Source organism: Flavobacteriales bacterium (assembly GCA_019694795.1).
Lineage (GTDB): Bacteria > Bacteroidota > Bacteroidia > Flavobacteriales_D > UBA2798 > UBA2798.
In genome coordinates this window covers 59,173-77,324 of sequence record JAIBBF010000011.1, presented here as the reverse complement: position 1 = coordinate 77,324, position 18,152 = coordinate 59,173, and the positions used below count along the sequence as shown (strand labels likewise).

Sequence of the window (18,152 nt, the reverse complement as noted above, 5' to 3'; positions counted from 1 at the left end):
CCGCCTTCGATGCGTTGTTTTTTCTTATCCAGCAAATCAATTTCTTCAATGGTTTGATGAAGCGCCTGGCGGAAATTATTTTCATCGGACCCCGTAAAGGTGGTCCATTTTAGAGTCAGCGTGTTTTTTTTGTTTTCTAAAGCGGCTAATTCCGCCTTATTATTTTCGATATCTGTATTTATTTTTTCGACTTGTGTCAGATAATTTTCTTTCTGAAAAAATAAAGATTGAAAAGGTTTTGCTTTGAGATGAAGTTCTAGTTGTTTTTGTTGAGGAAGGAATTCAACTTGCTCTTTCTGCACCTGCTCAAGCTGTACTTCCGCTTTCTGTTTAAGGTCGGATTCTTCATGATACCTTTTTGTGTTTTGGTAGATTGAATGAATCGTATTTAATTCCTCCTCTAATTTTTTATTCTCTTCGGTTAATTCTGCAAGCTGATTTTTTTTTCCTGCTTTTTCTTCTTCACCTAACAAGCGCGCACCGGAGAGGCGTTCTTTTTTTGATTGAATTAAATCTGCAATTGCTTTTTTTTCCTGAAAAACCCTTTTCCCAATTTGCCGGTAAATTTGTGTCCCCGATAAATGTTCGAGCAAGGCGGTTTGTTCTGCTTTTTTCTCTTTTAAAAATCGGGCAAACTCTCCCTGGGAAAGCAGGATTGCCTTCGTAAACTGTGTGTAGTTAAGTCCGATATTATTTTCATTGTATTGGCGGACCTCCCTTTTTTTATTACAAACGATTTGTCCGGAAGGCAATTCCGCCAACTCCATTTCATAATCGTTAAGGTTATTGTTTCGGTTGCGGGAAATGGACCATCTGCTTCTGAAAATTCCTTTTTCACATTGGTATTCAACCTCCGCCCAGGCTTCTTTTTCACCGTAGGTGATAATGGAGTTTTGCTTTTCGATTTCTTCTTTAGAAACGCGTTCTAAGCGTGGAATCTCATTAAACAATGCCAGGGTAATGGCATCAAGAATGGTCGATTTTCCGGCACCTGTTGCTCCTGTTATGGCGAATAATCCGGATTCAGTAAAAGGAGATTTTCGAAAATCTATGATTTGTTTTCCTTTTAAGGAATGAATATTCTCGAAGGCGATGGATAAAATTTTCATTCTTCAGCTCCTTCCTTTAACTGATCGAGCAGACTCAGGAATGCTTGCGATAATTCCTCTTTTTCTTCCGGGGAATAATCATCAATGAGTTGCATAAACAGATCTTGTGGACGAATACTGCCGACGGGTTTATGGGTTAAATCATTCTCCTGCATTTTTACCTCTGAATCCAAAAAATGAATCCGACTGTAAATGATTTTTATTCGACCCTCTTTGTCGGTTTGTTCAATGAGTTCATCTTTTCTGCGAAATAATGTGGGATCATACACCTTTTCTTCTATTTGAAGTTCGGCATAGGCCGCTTGTTGGTGTTGAGAGCTATAGTTTGCAATTTCATTTACAATATCTCCGAGGCTCCCTTTTAATAATAAGAAATCGCGCAATGGCGAAACCGCAATATCCGATTGTTTTATTTCCTGTTGATCGATGTGGAGCAGGATTAATTTTTTTGCATCATTTCGCTCTGAAAAGCTGAGCGCGATGGGAGATCCTGAATAACGGATTCTTCCGCTTTTACCTACAGTTTGAGCTTTGTGTATATGTCCGAGTGCCACATAACGAAATGTTTCCGGAAACACCTCTTCATCAATTCCCGCCTGGTTTCCGATTTGAATTTCTCGTTCACTCTCACTGGTTTCTGCTCCTCGGGCATAGAGGTGTCCCATCGTTATGGCCGGAAGACCGGGATAATTTTTACTGCAATAATCGGCCAGCTGGTGATAATAATTTTTTATTCCCATTCGAACAGCCTCGATGCGGTTGGGAACATCTGCATGTGCTATGGAACTGCGCAGGTCTCTATCCCTCAGAAAGGGCACTGCAGCCAAAATGACCTCAGTTACCCCCGCTTCGTTTTTGAGCGGCAGAATACAATCGGAAACAGATTCGGGCGCCGATCCAATGACGTGCACTCTAAAGGCCTTTAAAAGTTGTTGTGGGGCATTTAGGACTAAGGGAGAGTCGTGATTGCCGCCGGTGATGATGAGGCTTGCCTTGCTATGGGAAAAACGTTCAATGAAATTATAATAGCACTGAAGTGACTCTGCCGAAGGATTGGATTGATCGAAAATATCGCCCGAGATCAGAAGATGCGTTATTTTTTCGCTTTCAATCCATTGCAGCAATTGAGAAAAAAAATATTCATGATCCTCAAACAGATCTGTACCGTAAAGTCTTTTTCCGATATGCCAGTCGGCAGTATGTAAAATTCGAAGCGACATCCGGCTTAAAAATAGGAGATAGAACGACCGGACCGAAGTTTTCTTTCCGGAAATTTATAAACAGCTGAAAACAGAATGGGAATTATTGTTGAGAAAGAATTTCCATGGACCAGTTCCATGCCGCATTAAAATTGGAAAACACCTGTGCGGGATTTTCCGGTTTGTGGTAACGGATATACAACAAAGCGAGATTCCTTTTGCTCAAGGCAGCTGATACATAAGCTTCACATTTTCGCAGAAAGCCATGTTGCGCATCCGATAAAATATCGCGGGCGTCGGGACTAATTCGCGTAGTGGGGTGGTGGTCGACCAAAATAACCGGTACTACCTCGTTGTTGGTCAGTTTTTTTGCAGCTTCAAGAATTTCTTTCGCTTCTTTGGTGTTGATTTCATTGCGTTCGGAAAACTCAATAACCAATACACCTTCGCGGAACATGAGGTTGGCTTCGGATAGTCTTTTGGTTTTCATAACAGCATAAATCTACACATTTTAACCGATTTCGAGTAATTTTTGTATTATCTTTCCCTCTATGAAAAGGCCCTTTGTTTTTTTATCAGTATTATTAATAGCAGCAGAAAGTTGTACACCCGAATTGGACAAGCCAGAAATTACATCGGGTTCTGCCAATGTAGAACGATTTGTAATTGTTGGTGATGGTTATTTAAGCGGATTTTCGGATGGTGCATTGGGGAGAAACGATCAGCAATTTTCTGTTGGTGCTTTATTATTTCAATCCTTATCACAAGGTGGAGCGCTTTCGTTTGAACAAGCTTTAATGCCTTATGATGAAGGTCTCGGTAGAAATGCAAAAAATTGGGAGTCGCAATTTGTCAGCCGCTCCGAATTAGGTACGCGAATCGATTGTGAAGGCCTTAGTTCGCTGGGTCCCGTAAAACGCATGTACACTACCGGCGATGCTCAGGCTTATTTAGATCCGGTGACGGTTTCTTCTTTGCACGATTTAACAGTGCCTTATATGAGTTTAACGGAATACGTTGCCAGTGGTATTCCTGCCAATGAATATGCCAATCGTTTTTGTTCTTCCTGCACCGGCGGGGTGATGGATAAAATTACGGAAGCCAATCCTACTTTTTTTGCCATGATGCCGGGAATGGAAGATTTGTTTCGGTATGTGCGCAATGGAGGATTTAACATTAACCTGACGGATGCCGCCACTTTTGAAGCAGCACTTGATGTGATGTTACAACGTTTAAATTGTAAAGGAGTTTTAGCTACTATTCCGGATTTTCGCACCATGCCATTTTATACCACCATTCCCTGGAACGGAGCGGACTTGGATCAGGAAAATGCAGATTCTCTCACCTCCATTTATGCTTCTGCCGGCATGAACCATATTCAGTTTCACGAAGGGAAAAACGGATTTATCATTCAGGATCCCAATGCAGGTGGTGGTTATCGCCAGTTGTTAAACGGAGAATATATTTTACTTACCGTTCCGCTCGATTCGATGAAATGCAGCTATTATGGAATCATGATTAATCCCATTCACGACCGTTATGCGCTGGACAGTGCGGAGATTGCGCAAATTGATGCCACGCGTGATGCATACAATACCGCCATTCGGAATAAAGCACAGCAATACGATTTAGCGTTGGCAGATCTTGATGAGTATTATACGAAGTTGAATTCAGGAATTACATGGAACGGTGTTCTGTATAATTCTGTTTTTGTAAGCGGAAACTTCTTTTCGCTGGATGGTTTTCATCCCACACAAAAAGGATCGAACTTAATTGCGAATCAATTTATCCTGGCTATTAATGCGCATTACGGAAGTTCTTTTCCCACGATTTATTGCAATGATTGCAACAGTATAAAATTCCCATAAAAAAAGCCGTGATTAATTTCACGGCTTTTCTTTTCTTCTGTTTTTATTATTCGAATATCACTTTGATGCTGGATGTTTTATCTTGGTCGCTCACCTGAATAAAATACAATCCGGCCGGTAATTGTTCTCTGTAAATAGTGGCTGTATTTCCACTGCAATTAAAATTGCGAATCACTTTTCCGTTGATGTCGAACAGTTGAATGTTTACCTGTGCATTAAATCCTTCCATGTTGAGTTGAATTACTTCACTCGCAGGATTTGGAAATGCACTAAACATGCCTGCGTCCTGTATGTCGCTCACCGCTGTGATGGTTGGACCGTAAGAACAGTTCAAGGTTTCGTTGCAAACAAAATGGGCCAGGAAATTGCGGCTGATGTTTAATGTGGTGTCGTAATAATTTGCGTTGGATACATGTGGCGTGTGGTCTTGTCCCTCGTAAATTTCAAAGCAATTGGTAATACCTAACTGATTCACTCTTGCGTCTACGGAGTAGCTTCCGTCTACCTGCAATAAGGGATAAACACCTACTAATAAAATTTCGGCGGAACCAAAAGGAACGGTTTGATCATTTGTTCCGTGAAAATTCATTACCGGCTCATCACCTGCGTGAATCCATGCTGTATCTCCTAATGCACCACAGATATTGATAATGGCTTTTACTTCGGAAGAGTAACCCGGATTACCGCTGTTCCCTTGTAATCCTCCGGATAAACCGTATTGACCGGTAGTGTCGATATAACTGGGGAATTCTGAAACTTCATCGAGGTAGGCCATGTGCAATGCCATAAATCCGCCTGCTGAAACACCGGCGAAAAATATTTTTGAAGTGTCGATTCCATAGGGATTTCCGTTTTCGTAACTCTTACGGAAAAAACGTACCGCAGCACGCGCATCCTGTACGGCACGCATCACTGCTTCGGTGGCATCGGTAGAGTCGGGACCCGGAAAAGGAAAATTGGTCATTCCCACCCGGTAGTTGATGGATGAAACCACATATCCCATTTGCGCCCAGTCCTTACACATGGGCACAACATCCGATCCGGTTTTACTTCCACCTAAAAAATTTCCGCCATGGGCCATAATGATTAGCGGACGATCCGTATCTGTATCTCCCTTCGGGAAATAAATATCGAGCGTTAAATTCTGATTGCTGTTCTGGTAGGTGACATTGCTACCGTATTGAATGTTGGATGAAACGGAATCCACAAAAATTTTATCGTGGAAGCGTTGTCCGCATTGCGCCTGCGCACCTGTAAACAGGGCGACGAAACTTAACAAAGTGAGTAGAACTTTTTTCATGGGCATTTTAGTTTAAAAATGATATTCAATTCCCACACCGGGGACGAATGCTCTGGATTTATAGGTGCCGGCAAATCCGGTTTCTAGATTTACATCGCTGCGTTGTGCTCCTTCGATAAATAAAAATGAAGCATCGATACTTAAGTTGGAGATGGGCCGGTAACTTAATCCGGCGGTGATTCCGATTTTATTTACATCGGGTGTTTCCGGTGTAAGATAACCATCTTGTACAGGCGTCATGTCGTAATACACTCCCGCTCTCAGATCTAATTTTTCACTGGTTTTGTATTGCGATCCCACACGAAAAATAAAACTGTTTTTATAATTTCTCACAGAGTGAATATCGGCTAGTTTATCGGTGTTTTGTTCAAAATCGATAATCAGCGAATCGTAGGAGGACCATCCCACATAATTGATATCTACAGCAAACTTCCATTTTTCTTTTGAGTAGCCGAGTCCCAATGTGCTTACAAAGGGTAGTCGGATTTGTGTATTAAAGCTGGTGCTTGGGAAGTATGATGAAAGTGAATTCGGCACAGTGAATTCTGCTGTTCCTCCACTGATTTTTGCAAGAAGCGAAGAACGAAAACAAATTCCGGCCGAAAATCCGCCATTGCTTTTGTAATACAATCCAGCGTTAAACCCAGTTCCTGATGCTTTGCCATTTAAGTTTCCTTCGCCATAAGCGCCTGTGCTGTCCTGAACGGGAACTCCTTTTCGCAAGCCGAAGGATCCGGTAGCATAAACAAAGCCTGCTCCAATACTAAAATTTTCATTGAGGGCGTAGGATAATGTTGGTTGAATGAAAATGGTTTTTAAATCAATTTCCCGAATAAGAAATTGTCCGATCCAATTGTCCTCCCATTGCTGTTTACTTCCAAATGGCGTATACACACCCAGTCCGAACCCTAATTTTGAACCGGCTTTTTTATATGTTGCATAGAAGGTAAACGGTGTTCCGATGTGATGTACCGTTTCGGTGCTGTAATTTCCGGGATAAGGTTCCAGATAGGTTACACGAGGGAAAAGTAAACTTGTTCCTGCACTAATATGAAAACCGGAATCGAGCAGGGAAATGCCTCCGGGATTAAACAACACGGTAGAAGCATCGGAAAGCAAACCCGTTCCGGTATGCGCCATGCCCGTTTGTTTTTGTCCTTGCAAATTCAATTGAAATCCACCGGCCATCACCCCCGGTGCGCATAGCCAGCAAATAAGAATAAACAGCGAAATCTTTCTCATCTCCGAACAAGATAAGAAAGATTAGGCTATCGGTACAAATGGGACTTAAAAAAGTACGGTCTTTTTAGCTAAAGTGATGGGATTGTATCGGAGAAGCAATACATAAGCACCGCGCGGTAACTGATCCACCTGCAAGCGAATCTGGTTCCCGGGAATCTCGCGGGTGTCCTGCTGTAAAACGAGTTTACCGCTGAGGTCATAAATCTCCACTGAATTCGGATTTTGACCGTTGCATTGCACCATCAGAATATCCTGGGCGGGATTCGGGTATAAAACAACATCTTCTTCCGTAAGTTCTGAATTGCTTTGCGCCATGCTTCTCATTTCATTTTTATCGTTTTTAAGAGGATCGAATACAGTCGTTTCTCCGCCTTCTTCCATTTGTTGTGCACGGTTTGCATTTCTGTTTTCTTTCATGGGATCGTAAACAGTACTTTCTCCTCCGGGCTGAATGGTTTCGTCGATGGATTGACTTCCGTTATTATTGTTTTCGGGAACGATGATCTGCTCCTGATTATTTTCTGTTTGTGAAAAGCTGAACACGCTCAGAAGTGTCATGCTTAACGTAAATACAATTGTTTTCATAATGCTTGGTTTTTGAATGGGTTAATGCTTGGGTTGGTACAGTTTTTTTCCCGCACGGCTTGTGTGAACAATTCGTTGAAGGAGTGCAATACGTAATGGGTGCAACTTGACTGAAAAATTCAGGCAGCAGAGAGAAAAATGGCGCCTTTTGGAGATAAGACGATGAAGGAGGGTATTTGTTACAACAAAAGTGTAAAAAGAAGTTAAAGCGGATAAATGGTTGAAACGGGGGTATAATTGAAATTCAAAAAAATGATAATTATAAAAACCGGATTAATTATTACATTAATAAAAGGGAGTAATGAATTGAAAAAATTAATAGGGAGGAAAATAGATCGATTAAATAAACAGGTTAGGTTTGAAAAAAATTAGCAAACCGATTTAATTTTATTTTCTTTTTTCTGCGCTCGGAAATACTTCTTAGGTTCGCAAAAAAAAACGGTGTATGGAATTTGAATTAAACGGACACGAATACATTGAGCTGAACAACCTGCTCAAATTGCTGGGTCTAACCGAAACCGGCGGCGAAGCCAATCTCCGCATCGATGCCGGAGAAGTAAAAGTAAACGGCAACACCGAAACCCGCCGACGCAATAAACTCCGCAGTGGAGATGTAGTTGAATTTGACGGAGAGAAAATAACAATCGTTTGATTTTTATCCCCGTATTTTTCTGATTATTAAGCCTTAAACCGCCCGATTTTCAGATTTTTTCAGGGGTTTTGAAATAAAATAACTTTTTCGCTATATTTGCAACCCGATAAACAATCCTCCTTAGCTCAGTTGGTTAGAGCATCTGACTGTTAATCAGAGGGTCTCAGGTTCAAGTCCTGAAGGAGGAGCAATAGTAGACAAACCACCCAGTCTGGGTGGTTTTCTGCTTTATTACCCTTGGAACTCCCAGCAAATATTCAATTACATAACTAATTTGTGTGGTTCGACGTTTTTTATTGGAAATTTCTATTGGTCCATTGAGCCCCGACCATATTATAAACGTCTATTATCATAATCTACAAAGCCAAAAATTCTATCCAGGCTCATAAGTAGATTTATTACGGGCTTAATTAATTTCGATATGTCCTCTTCATTTTTTAATGCCTCCAGCTCGAAATTGATTTCTCGCTGGCGTGAATTAAATCTTTCCATTATTTTAAGAAAAGTTTCACGGCCAATGTCATCTCTTACCAAAAGGGTCTCTGCTTTTTCCATAGACGCCTTAATCTCTTTTTTTCATCTTCTAATAAATTTATTCTGTTTCTTTTTAACTCAGCATTTGATTTTGTTGATTCGGGATAAATTTCCTTGAACAATTGAATTGAGCTTTCGTTTGGAATTATTTTTTCGGAATTTCATAGCTCTTTACTTAAAATCACTTACCTTCTTTCTGTTTTTGCACTTTCTTCTTCAGCGTTATGTTCATTTTCACCTCTATTGCGTTTGTTTATAGGTGTTATTAGATTTTTTAGGCAAACTACCCATTTCAATAATTTTTGTAATATGAAACTTATTTAAAGGCGTTTGTTGCAGGATAAATTAGCAATTTGAAACATGTTTAGAAATTTAATCCATAAAAAATTATAACTTATTCTTGGTGCAAGACAGGGATTAAAAACAAAACTTGTTGAGTTTTTAGTTGAACTTGGAAATAAATAATAGTAATGTTTTATATTAAAGATAGAAACGAATTGGACAGAATGCTTTTAGGAGGGCATTTTGGGGAATTTCGTTTTGAAATTCAGAAACGGTTTTGGGCCATTACGCTTGTTCTTGATGACACCGAGATCATCCTCAAAGAACGTAAGGATGATTTGGAGAATCGATATAAAGAGGAATTGAGTCAGGTCGACTTTACTCAATATGAATACCCCAGCGATTATGCTTCTTTAATAATGGAAGAAGAAGGTGAAGTACGATATGTAATGGTGTATTATGCCCTTTATAATAGTACCTTCATGATGGCGCAATCTCTTTTCGAGGCTGGATTGAGATTATTGTTTACACATTTGCAAGATGCAAAAGGCATTAAGGAAAAAGTTAAGCCAAAATGGAGGTTAAAGTCGGTAATTGCAGACTTCAAGTCAGTACTTGGTTTAGATTTACAAGCTTTGCCGGAATGGAAAACGATTGAAGCGTACATTGACATAAGAAACGCAATTGCACATAATAACGGTTATATAGTCTTGGAAGACGATGAGAAACTTGAGGAAAACAAGACATATAAATCGTATTTACACTTAAAGCAGAATTTGGTTTTATTTAAACCAGAGCCACATTTTAGAATTGGAAATAAGGAGTTTATTCATGAGTTTGTACGATCAATCTATCAGTTCTTTAATGAGATGGAAGAACCGATTAAGAATGAAATCGGTAATTATAAGGTTGAGCAAGAGAAGTGGTTTAAGCAGTTCAATACATTAAACAATCAGAAATAGAAAAAATGTACTCATGACAGAGCAGGAACTTAGAGACATATTTAACGAATTAATCACGCTTCCTTCAGAGAATGAATGTGTCGAATTTAAAGAGGCAAAGAACAATTTTAACTTCGATACGCTTGGTGAGTACTTTTCAGCCTTATCTAATGAAGCTAATTTGATGGATAAGCAATGTAGTTGGTTGGTTTTTGGTGTTATTGATAAGACTCGGAAAATATGTAATACACAGTATAGAATAAATCGAAAAGACCTTGATAACTTAAAAAAAGAAATAGGAGACAAGACAACCGGTAGGGTTACGTTTATGGAAATTTACGATTTGAATTTGCCGGAAGGAAGAGTAATAATGTTTCAAATTCCGCCAGCTCCTCAAGGCATTCCAATAGCCTGGGATGGGCACTACTTTGGCCGTGATGGTGAAAGTACTGTTGCGCTCAATATTTCGGAGATTGAGTCTATTCGAAATCAAAGTAGAAACGAGGATTGGTCTTCTCATTTTTGCGATGGAGCGACAATAGCAGACTTAGATTCAGAAGCGATTGCGAGAGCTCGAATTATTTATAAAAATAAACATGAGCATTTAGAATCAGAAGTTGATAGTTGGGATGATATTACCTTTTTGAATAATTCAAAAATTACCATTGATGGAAAAATAACTAGGACCGCTATTTTATTGTTAGGTAAACCTGTATCTGAACATTTTATTGCTCCTGCACAAGGGAAAATATCTTGGATATTAAAAGATATAGAAAATGTAGAACTTGACTATTTCCATTTCACTATCCCCTTTCTTTTAAATGTTGAAAAAGTTTTTCAGCGTATCCGAAATTTAAGATATAGATACATGAAGGAGGGGAGTTTGTTTCCTGAAGAAACAGATACTTATGACCCTTACGTAATTCGTGAGGCACTGCATAATTGCATTGCGCACCAAGATTATTCAATGAGCGGAAAGATTACTCTCGTCGAATTTCCTGACAGATTGATATTTTCTAATGATGGAAGATTTATCCCTAAAAGTATTGATGATATACTTGTCCGCAATTCTCCAGACCGTTATTACAGAAATCGGTTTCTTGCAGACGCAATGGTCAACCTGAAAATGATTGATACAATTGGAAGTGGTATCAAGAGAATGTTTAAAAAGCAAAGGGAAAGATTTTTTCCAATGCCTGAATATATTATTAATGAAACAAGTGTTTCAGTAGAAATCATAGGAAAAATTCTGGACGTTAACTATGCAATTGCTTTAGCAAAGCATTCAACCCTCTCCTTGACAGACATAGTTTTGCTTGACAAGATTCAAAAGAAAAAACAGCCATCCGATAGTGAGGTCAAATACTTGAGAGGGCAGAAACTCATTGAGGGAAGGAAACCCAATTTTCATATTTCTATTGGCGTTGCGGAGAAAACAAACCAAAAAGTTGAATACTTACAGCATAAGGGTATTGACGATGAATATTGCAGAAAATTGATTAGGGATTATTTAAAGAAATTTAAGAAGGGAACTCGCAAGGATTTTGACAAGTTACTTTTAAACAAGTTTTCCGACGTATTGAATGAAAAACAAAAGTTTCATAAGGTCAAAAATCTTCTCCAATCAATGAAAATTAAAGGGGAAATTGAACTAACGGATGAACAAAAATGGCAATTAAAGGAGAAATAGAGAAAGGGCTAGACGAGAATTAGACCGTATTCTAGACAAGGAAAAAAGGTTTTATATCGTTTATCTTTATGGAAATAAGAGAGATAGTATAATGAACTGTAGACGTAATCTAGCTAGAATTCTAGACGTAATTTAGACAAAAACTGCCACAAATCATTGAATATCAAAAACATGTGAACGGCTTAAATTATTGATAAATAGGCTGGAAAAATGAAAAATAAGGGTGTATAAAGATTAGTCTGTGAAACAAAGAAATAAAAGTCGAGGATCTTATTCGTTTCGCAGACGACAAAGCAATAGATAAAGACTACATTGTTTTCACTGAAGCTACAAACTTCAATGATAAGCTAACTAAAATATAAAAAGATAACACCCTAAATTTATTGAGTATTTTTAATAAGAAAGAAAATCATCAATAACGTTGAGAATATTTGCCCGCAAACGATTAGACAAACAACTGTATCAATGCATAGAATTCAAGTAAATACATTTTAGTACACGAAGATGAATATAAAAAGATGGTTAAATAGAAATAATGCAAACGTACTATATTTCAAAAGAGATGATTGAAATTTTAAAGAAGAATAGTTTCAATTTGTTCATAAAGGGTAGAACAAAAGCGTTGCTTGAGCAGATTGACAACCTATTCTACATGCAAGAATTAACCACAGTACTAATGAATTAAATATTAGAATTAGAAAAACCACCTCATTTCGTTGAAAAAACAGCGTTTTACACCCCAAAATATCAGATTCTCATAAACAGGGAAATCAAATAATCTCTAATAAAAACCGTAAACTAGAGGACCCAAACCAGGGATCTCTCTATGTGGAATTTTTCGAAGGCAATTCTTCTTGCGTTTATTTTCAATTGTTGTAGTGCAACGATTGGTAAAAGTCAGTCGGTCGATTCTTTATTGCGCATTGTACACAATGATGCCATAGCAGTGGATGATCGTCTTGTAACTTATGATGTCCTAGCCTGGGATGTTTACATGTATTATAAACCCGACAGCGCTTATTATTATGGCGGAGAATTAGCCGTGCTGGCTAAGCAACACAACAAACTCTTTCAGGAAGCGAACGGTTATTCCATTCAGGCGGTGGCGATGAAAATTTTAGGAAATTATCCGCGCGCGCTTGAGTTGCAGGATTATTGTTTTAAAGTGCATAGTCAACTCGAAAACTCCAGCGATTCCCTTTCCCGCATTCGCGGCATTGCCGGAAAATCGTCGGCAGTTGGCAATAAAGGAAATATTTACCGCAACATGGGCGATTATGAGCAAGCCCTGAAATGTTACCGGGAGAGCATGAAGTATACCGAACAATTAAAAAAAGAACTGGGCGATAAATCCACTCCACGTCAGAAAATGGCTATTGCTAACGGACATATCAACATGGGCGCATGTTATATCTATCAGAAAAAATGGGACGAAGCATTTACGAGCAATTCAAAAGCGTTGGAATTATTTATCGAGTTGAAGGATGAAAACGCGCAATCAAGTGCTTACCGTAACTTGGGAATGATAGCCGACAGCCGCGGAGATTTTGCTTCATCGCTGGCTTATTATGAGAAATGTTTGAGTTTGCGCAGAAATGAAAAAGATAAAACCCATTTGGCTTCGGTGTATAATAGTCTGGCCGTTGTATATTTTAAAATGGGCGAATACGATAAATCGCTCGAATGGAATTTAAAATCGCTTGAAATTGCCAAAGAACTGAAAGCACCCATTGCCATTCGTGATGCTTCGGAAACCTGTTATCATATTTACCGGCAGAAGGGAGATTGGGAAAAAGCTAATTCGTATTTAAGCGATGCCATTTCCATTAACGATAAAATGCTGGAAATTAATTTTCCTATTTTATCGGAAAAGGAAAAAGAAATGTTGTTTTCGATGATGTTTCCCGAATACGCCAGTCTCTATTCCTACGCTTTTTTTCGCAAGGAACAAGAACCACAATTGATCGGACGCGTTTATTCGGCCTTAACGCGAAATAAAGGAATGATGCTGCGAAGCACCAGTGCATTATCGCATGCCATTAACAGCTCGGATAACGATACATTAAAACTAAAATATGCGCAATGGCTGGATAAACGAAGTGCCATGGCGGAACAATACAACAACAATGAAAACACGGCTAAAGCCGAAGAAGAAGTGAATCAACTCGAGAAGGAATTGGTTCAACTATCAGCAGCATTTATGGAATTTGATAATCGCGATCAATACCAATGGCAACAGGTTCAAAAACGCTTATCACCCGGTGAAGTGGCGATTGAATTTATGAGTTACCGGGACCGTTATCTGGACCAGGAGCAGGATCAGTATATGGCGCTGATCATTCGGCACGATGCAAAATTTCCGGAAATGGTTCAACTCTGCAATGAACAACAATTGATGGAGGCATTAAATACTGGAGGTGCAGATTTCGATCGGGTTAAAGGGGTATATGGAACTCAACGATCAGGAACAAATGCATTGTATGATTTAATCTGGAAACCACTTGAACAGCATTTGCATCATTCGCAAACCATTTTTTATTCTCCGGAAGGACTCCTCCATAAAGTTTCATTCGCCGCTTTGCGTGATCCATCTGGAATCTGGTTGTCTAAAAAATACCAATTACGCTGCGTTTCCAATACAACCACCATTAAACAACATGCAGATCCATCCTTAAGTAAAGGAAAGGCCTTGCTATATGGTGGAATTGATTACGGAATGAGTACATCTTCTAATGCCGTGTGGAATTACTTACCCGGAACTAAAGCAGAAGCGGAATCGTTGACCCGTATTTTTCGCAGTAAAAAGTTTCCGGTAGATTATTACGATTCCACCCGGGCCGATGAATCCGTATTTAAATCCTTATCGACACAATCCTCCCTTATCCATTTGGCCACTCATGGATTTTTCTTTCCGGATCCGGCCATGTATTATGCAGAGCAAAAGGCAGAAACGGAAGTGCAAGAAGATCTTTCTTTTCGCGGAGCCAAAGCGAATGCGGAGTTTAAATTTATGTTGAATGCAAATCCACTGATGCGTTCGGGCATTGTATTAGCCGGTGCCAATAAAGTGTGGCAGGAAGAACTAGCTCCGGGTGAAGAGGATGGGGTGTTAACCGCGCTTGAAATTTCTTCACTCGATTTGCGAAAAGCGCAATTGGTGGTATTGTCGGCCTGCGAAACCGGCTTAGGTGATATACGCGGAAAAGATGGTGTGTATGGATTGCAACGTGCGTTTAAAATGGCAGGCGTTCAGTACATGATGTTAAGTTTATGGGAAGTCCCGGATAAAGAAACGGCAGAGTTCATGGAGTTGTTTTATGCGAATTTGCTCAAGAGTAAAAACATCCAGGATGCCTTCAATAAAACACAACATAAAATGCAACAGAAATACGATCCCTATTTCTGGGCGGCATTTGTATTACTTTATTAAGCGCTTATAACAACGCAATTTATATGATGAATTATCGATTTATTTTATCCATTTTCTTCCTTATTATTTTTTCAGGTAGTAAGGGACAAAGTCAGTATACCGATTCCTTATTTTCTATCGTAAAGGATTATTCCAACCTGAAAAAACCATCGTTCGCCAATGATACGCTGGCCGTAAATGCGTATATCGATTTATGCAATCAATTGACCCGGAGCATGCCCGATACGGCGCTCTATTGCTCTAACCGTGCTTTTGAAATTGCACAGAAGTCGAAATGGAAAATCGGAATGGCGCGTGCGGTGTATCGCAGAGGTTATTTGTATGCTAGCGTTTTCCAGACAGAAAATGCATTTCAAAACTATAATCAGGCGCTGGACTTGTTGAATGATTGCAGCTCTTTTATCTGTAAAAAAACGCGTTCCCGTGTTTTGGCTGATAAAGGACATTTAAATCGTTCATTGGGAAAATATGCAGAGGCCATTGTAAATTTTAAACTGGCACTCGCTGTTTGTAAAGAAATTAATGATGAGGTCGGAATTATTTTTCAATGCAATGCCCTTGGATTAGCCTATCTCGATTTTGAAAAAGATTCATTGGCCAAAGCATCGTTCGAAGAAGGATTAGTGCTTGCTACCAAAAGAAATGATATTAGTCGCAGTGCTATTTTAATCGGAAATATTGGTTTGGCAGAAGATGGCCTGGGCGATTTTCAGAAGGCCATTCAAACGTATGAAAAGGCATTGGAGATGGATCGCTCCATCAATAATGTTTCGGGTCAATTACGTCACTTAGGGAATCTCGGTATCATTCACCGCAAACTTGGAAATCTTGAATTGTGCCGTCAGTTTACGGAACAGGCGCTTCAACTGAGTGAATCGATCAATAACCGCATTGGTATTGCCAATAATTTAGGGAACATGGCCATCGTGATGAATATGATGGGAAATTATACACTTGCCGTGAAATATAATTTGCAGGCCCTGGCTATCCAAAAGGAATTAAATAATCTTCCCGGTCAGGCGAGTCCATTGGGAAATCTGGGTTTAGATTATCAATACCTCGGTAATGCTCCGCTTGCGCTCGAGTATCATTTGATGTCCTTAAAACTAAACGAGCAACTCGAAAAAACGAAAGACATCAGCAGTAGTCTTACCAATATCGGATTGGTTTATCAGGGAAACGGAAATTATAATAAAGCACTCGAATATCAATTAAAGGCATTAACCTATGCCCGGGCAGCGAAGAGTGAAGAATCGGAAGTGTATGTGTTGGGGAATATCGGCAATGCTTATTTTTTACTGGATAATTTTGATCAGGCAGAAAACTATTACAATCAGGCTTTGGTGCTATGCCGGAAATTGGGATTTAAAGGAAATGAAGCAAACAACCTTTCCAATTTGGCCAATGTGTATTATAACAATCACGAATATCAAAAAAGCATTGATTATAATTTGCGGGCATTGCACGTATATCTGGATTTAGGATTTACTCCCAACACCATTACCAATTATGGTAACATCGCCTCGAATTATATTGAAATGGATAGTTTGACACGTGCTTTGGAATATGGACGCTTATCGATGAATGCAACACGGGGAATTGGTTCACCCGAGAAAACCCGCTTTGCAGCAAGAGCTTTATACAGTGGTTTTGTGCGAAGCGAAAAGCTGGATTCGTCGCTCTATTATTTATCGATAATCCGGAATACCTTGAATAAAGAATTGGAGACAAGTTATTTTACCTTATCGGAAAAGGAGCGTGAAGAATTTTTTATGTCGCTCGAAAAGGAATATAATCTGTATTACGATTTCACTACGCGTTATCACCAAAAATATCCTTTGCTTACCGACACCATGTACAACATGGTGATAACGTCGAAAGGATTGTCCTTAAAATCGAGTACTTATTTACGGCAGACCATTCTTAACGGGTCGGATACAAGTCTAATCCGATACTACAACCAGTTGGTGGAATTGAAAACAAAAATTGCAGCTGCATCGGCAAAGGGGAATGAAACAAAAGAGATGGAAGCAAGGGCAGAAGAACTTGAGCGAAATCTGATTAAACAATCCGGTTCCTTTGAGGACGTGGAAAAACTCAGAAAGCTCGACTGGAAACAGGTTCGGTCCACCCTCAAAAAAGGAGAATGTGCCATTGAGTTTGTTCACTTTAAAAAATCGATCGATAAAAATCGCGAAACCATTTATGTGGCCTTGCTGATTCGTCCCGAGAGCATTCATCCGGAGTTAATTTCATTATGTACAGAAGATGATTTAAAGTCCATTCTTGGGGTATATCCCGGAAACAATTTAAACTACGTCAATTCCGTTTACGGAAAACGAAATGAAACGAAAACGGAGTTGTATGATAAAATCTGGCGACCATTGGAGAAATCGTTAAAGGGGGTTAAAAAGATTTATTATTCGCCCAGCGGATTATTGCATAAGGTTTCGTTTTCATCCATTGCTCAATCGCAAAACGTGTATTTGTGCGACCTCTATCAAATGCATCAATTGAGCAGTTCCGGAAAATTGGTGAACCGCACACTACCTGAATATGATCAGCATGAAAGTATGTTTATTGTAGGAGGGGTAGAGTTTAATGCCAACGATAAAGAGCATGAAATCTGGAAATATCTTCCGGGCACGCAAAAAGAAACAGCGGATATTGCTGCTGTATTAAAAAAGAACAAACGCAATTATCTCTATTTTTCCTCGAAAGAAGCAACGGAAGAAAACCTGAAGTTAAATATTTCCAATTCTTCATTTATTCATATTTCTACTCACGGATTTTTCTATCCCGATCCGGATCTTGTAAAAAAAGAGGTGATTGAAAGCGCGATTGAAATCGATTCAACCATTGTTTTTCGTGGACAATCTTCTTACGCCGGATTAAGTTTTGTGAGCAATAAAAATCCCTTAATGCGCAGCGGAATTGTTTTGGCCGGAGCAAATGATGTGTGGAGCAGAGATCCATTCGCCGAAGGTGAGGATGGAGTTTTAACCGCGCTCGAAGTTTCTAATCTCGATTTACGTAAAACCAAATTAGTGGTGCTTTCTGCCTGCGAAACAGCGCTGGGCGACATAAAGACCAGCGAAGGTGTTTTTGGTTTGCAACGCGCCTTTAAAATGGCCGGAGCGCAATTTTTATTGATGAGTTTATGGCAGGTGCCCGATAAAGAAACTGCAGAATTTATGTCGGAGTTCTACACGCAGTTAATCCGTTCTAACGATATCCGGAAAGCATTTGATGTCACCCAAAAGAAAATGCGTTTAAAATACGATCCGTATTACTGGTCCGCCTTTGTCTTGCTGGAATGA

The 18,152-nt window shown here is 39.4% G+C and carries 13 protein-coding genes and 1 tRNA gene; 7 read left to right on the top strand and 7 right to left on the bottom strand.

The features are described 5' to 3' along the window. The 3 genes from K1X56_05745 to K1X56_05735 form a co-directional block, all read right to left on the bottom strand. A partial coding sequence (locus K1X56_05745; protein ID MBX7094204.1) for an AAA family ATPase occupies nucleotides 1-1,109 on the bottom strand: 1,109 nt, incomplete at its 3' end. Beyond that, on the bottom strand, nucleotides 1,106-2,329 hold the full coding sequence (gene sbcD / locus K1X56_05740; protein ID MBX7094203.1) for an exonuclease subunit SbcD: 1,224 nt from the start codon (nucleotides 2,327-2,329) through the stop codon (nucleotides 1,106-1,108). The genes sbcD and K1X56_05745, both read right to left, overlap by 4 nt. An 82-nt stretch (nucleotides 2,330-2,411) precedes the next feature. Then, nucleotides 2,412-2,798 carry a hypothetical protein gene (locus tag K1X56_05735; protein MBX7094202.1) on the bottom strand — a complete coding sequence of 129 codons (387 nt, stop codon included), beginning with the start codon at nucleotides 2,796-2,798 and terminating at the stop codon, nucleotides 2,412-2,414. Nucleotides 2,799-2,859: 61 nt separating this feature from the next. On the opposite strand from K1X56_05735, the gene K1X56_05730 reads away from it, so the two are divergent. Next, the gene (locus K1X56_05730) at nucleotides 2,860-4,176 is read left to right on the top strand and encodes a hypothetical protein (GenBank protein ID MBX7094201.1); all 1,317 of its coding nucleotides are present in this window, start codon (nucleotides 2,860-2,862) and stop codon (nucleotides 4,174-4,176) included. A gap of 46 nt (nucleotides 4,177-4,222) precedes the next feature. On the opposite strand, the gene K1X56_05725 is transcribed toward K1X56_05730, so the two are convergent. The 3 genes from K1X56_05725 to K1X56_05715 are packed head-to-tail and all read right to left on the bottom strand — an operon-like array spanning nucleotide 4,223 to nucleotide 7,303. Continuing rightward, the gene (locus K1X56_05725) at nucleotides 4,223-5,476 is read right to left on the bottom strand and encodes a T9SS type A sorting domain-containing protein (protein ID MBX7094200.1); all 1,254 of its coding nucleotides are present in this window, start codon (nucleotides 5,474-5,476) and stop codon (nucleotides 4,223-4,225) included. 12 nt (nucleotides 5,477-5,488) lie between these two features. Further along, nucleotides 5,489-6,718 carry an outer membrane protein transport protein gene (locus K1X56_05720; GenBank protein ID MBX7094199.1) on the bottom strand — a complete coding sequence of 410 codons (1,230 nt, stop codon included), beginning with the start codon at nucleotides 6,716-6,718 and terminating at the stop codon, nucleotides 5,489-5,491. A 45-nt stretch (nucleotides 6,719-6,763) separates the two neighbouring features. After that, complete coding sequence (locus tag K1X56_05715) at nucleotides 6,764-7,303, bottom strand: T9SS type A sorting domain-containing protein (protein ID MBX7094198.1); 540 nt, start codon at nucleotides 7,301-7,303, stop codon at nucleotides 6,764-6,766. 445 nt (nucleotides 7,304-7,748) lie between these two features. On the opposite strand from K1X56_05715, the gene K1X56_05710 reads away from it, so the two are divergent. Both K1X56_05710 and K1X56_05705 read left to right on the top strand, forming a co-directional pair. Next, nucleotides 7,749-7,955: an RNA-binding S4 domain-containing protein gene (locus K1X56_05710; GenBank protein ID MBX7094197.1), complete on the top strand. Its 207-nt coding sequence runs from the start codon at nucleotides 7,749-7,751 to the stop codon at nucleotides 7,953-7,955. 114 nt (nucleotides 7,956-8,069) lie between these two features. Then, a tRNA-Asn gene (locus tag K1X56_05705) sits at nucleotides 8,070-8,143 on the top strand. Nucleotides 8,144-8,288: 145 nt separating this feature from the next. Here K1X56_05705 and K1X56_05700 read toward each other — a convergent pair. After that, nucleotides 8,289-8,510: a hypothetical protein gene (locus tag K1X56_05700; GenBank protein MBX7094196.1), complete on the bottom strand. Its 222-nt coding sequence runs from the start codon at nucleotides 8,508-8,510 to the stop codon at nucleotides 8,289-8,291. 449 nt (nucleotides 8,511-8,959) lie between these two features. Between K1X56_05700 and K1X56_05695 the strand changes: the two genes are divergently transcribed. The 4 genes from K1X56_05695 to K1X56_05680 all read left to right on the top strand — a co-directional run bounded on the left by K1X56_05695 (nucleotide 8,960) and on the right by K1X56_05680 (nucleotide 18,152). Further along, nucleotides 8,960-9,733 carry a hypothetical protein gene (locus tag K1X56_05695; GenBank protein MBX7094195.1) on the top strand — a complete coding sequence of 258 codons (774 nt, stop codon included), beginning with the start codon at nucleotides 8,960-8,962 and terminating at the stop codon, nucleotides 9,731-9,733. Nucleotides 9,734-9,746: 13 nt separating this feature from the next. Next, a complete protein-coding gene (locus K1X56_05690) occupies nucleotides 9,747-11,402 on the top strand; it encodes a putative DNA binding domain-containing protein (GenBank protein MBX7094194.1) in 1,656 nt (551 codons plus the stop codon). Nucleotides 11,403-12,228: 826 nt separating this feature from the next. Next, nucleotides 12,229-14,832 carry a CHAT domain-containing protein gene (locus K1X56_05685; GenBank protein ID MBX7094193.1) on the top strand — a complete coding sequence of 868 codons (2,604 nt, stop codon included), beginning with the start codon at nucleotides 12,229-12,231 and terminating at the stop codon, nucleotides 14,830-14,832. A gap of 23 nt (nucleotides 14,833-14,855) precedes the next feature. Further along, nucleotides 14,856-18,152 (top strand): CHAT domain-containing protein, encoded by a 3,297-nt coding sequence (locus K1X56_05680; GenBank protein MBX7094192.1) that lies wholly within the window; start codon nucleotides 14,856-14,858, stop codon nucleotides 18,150-18,152.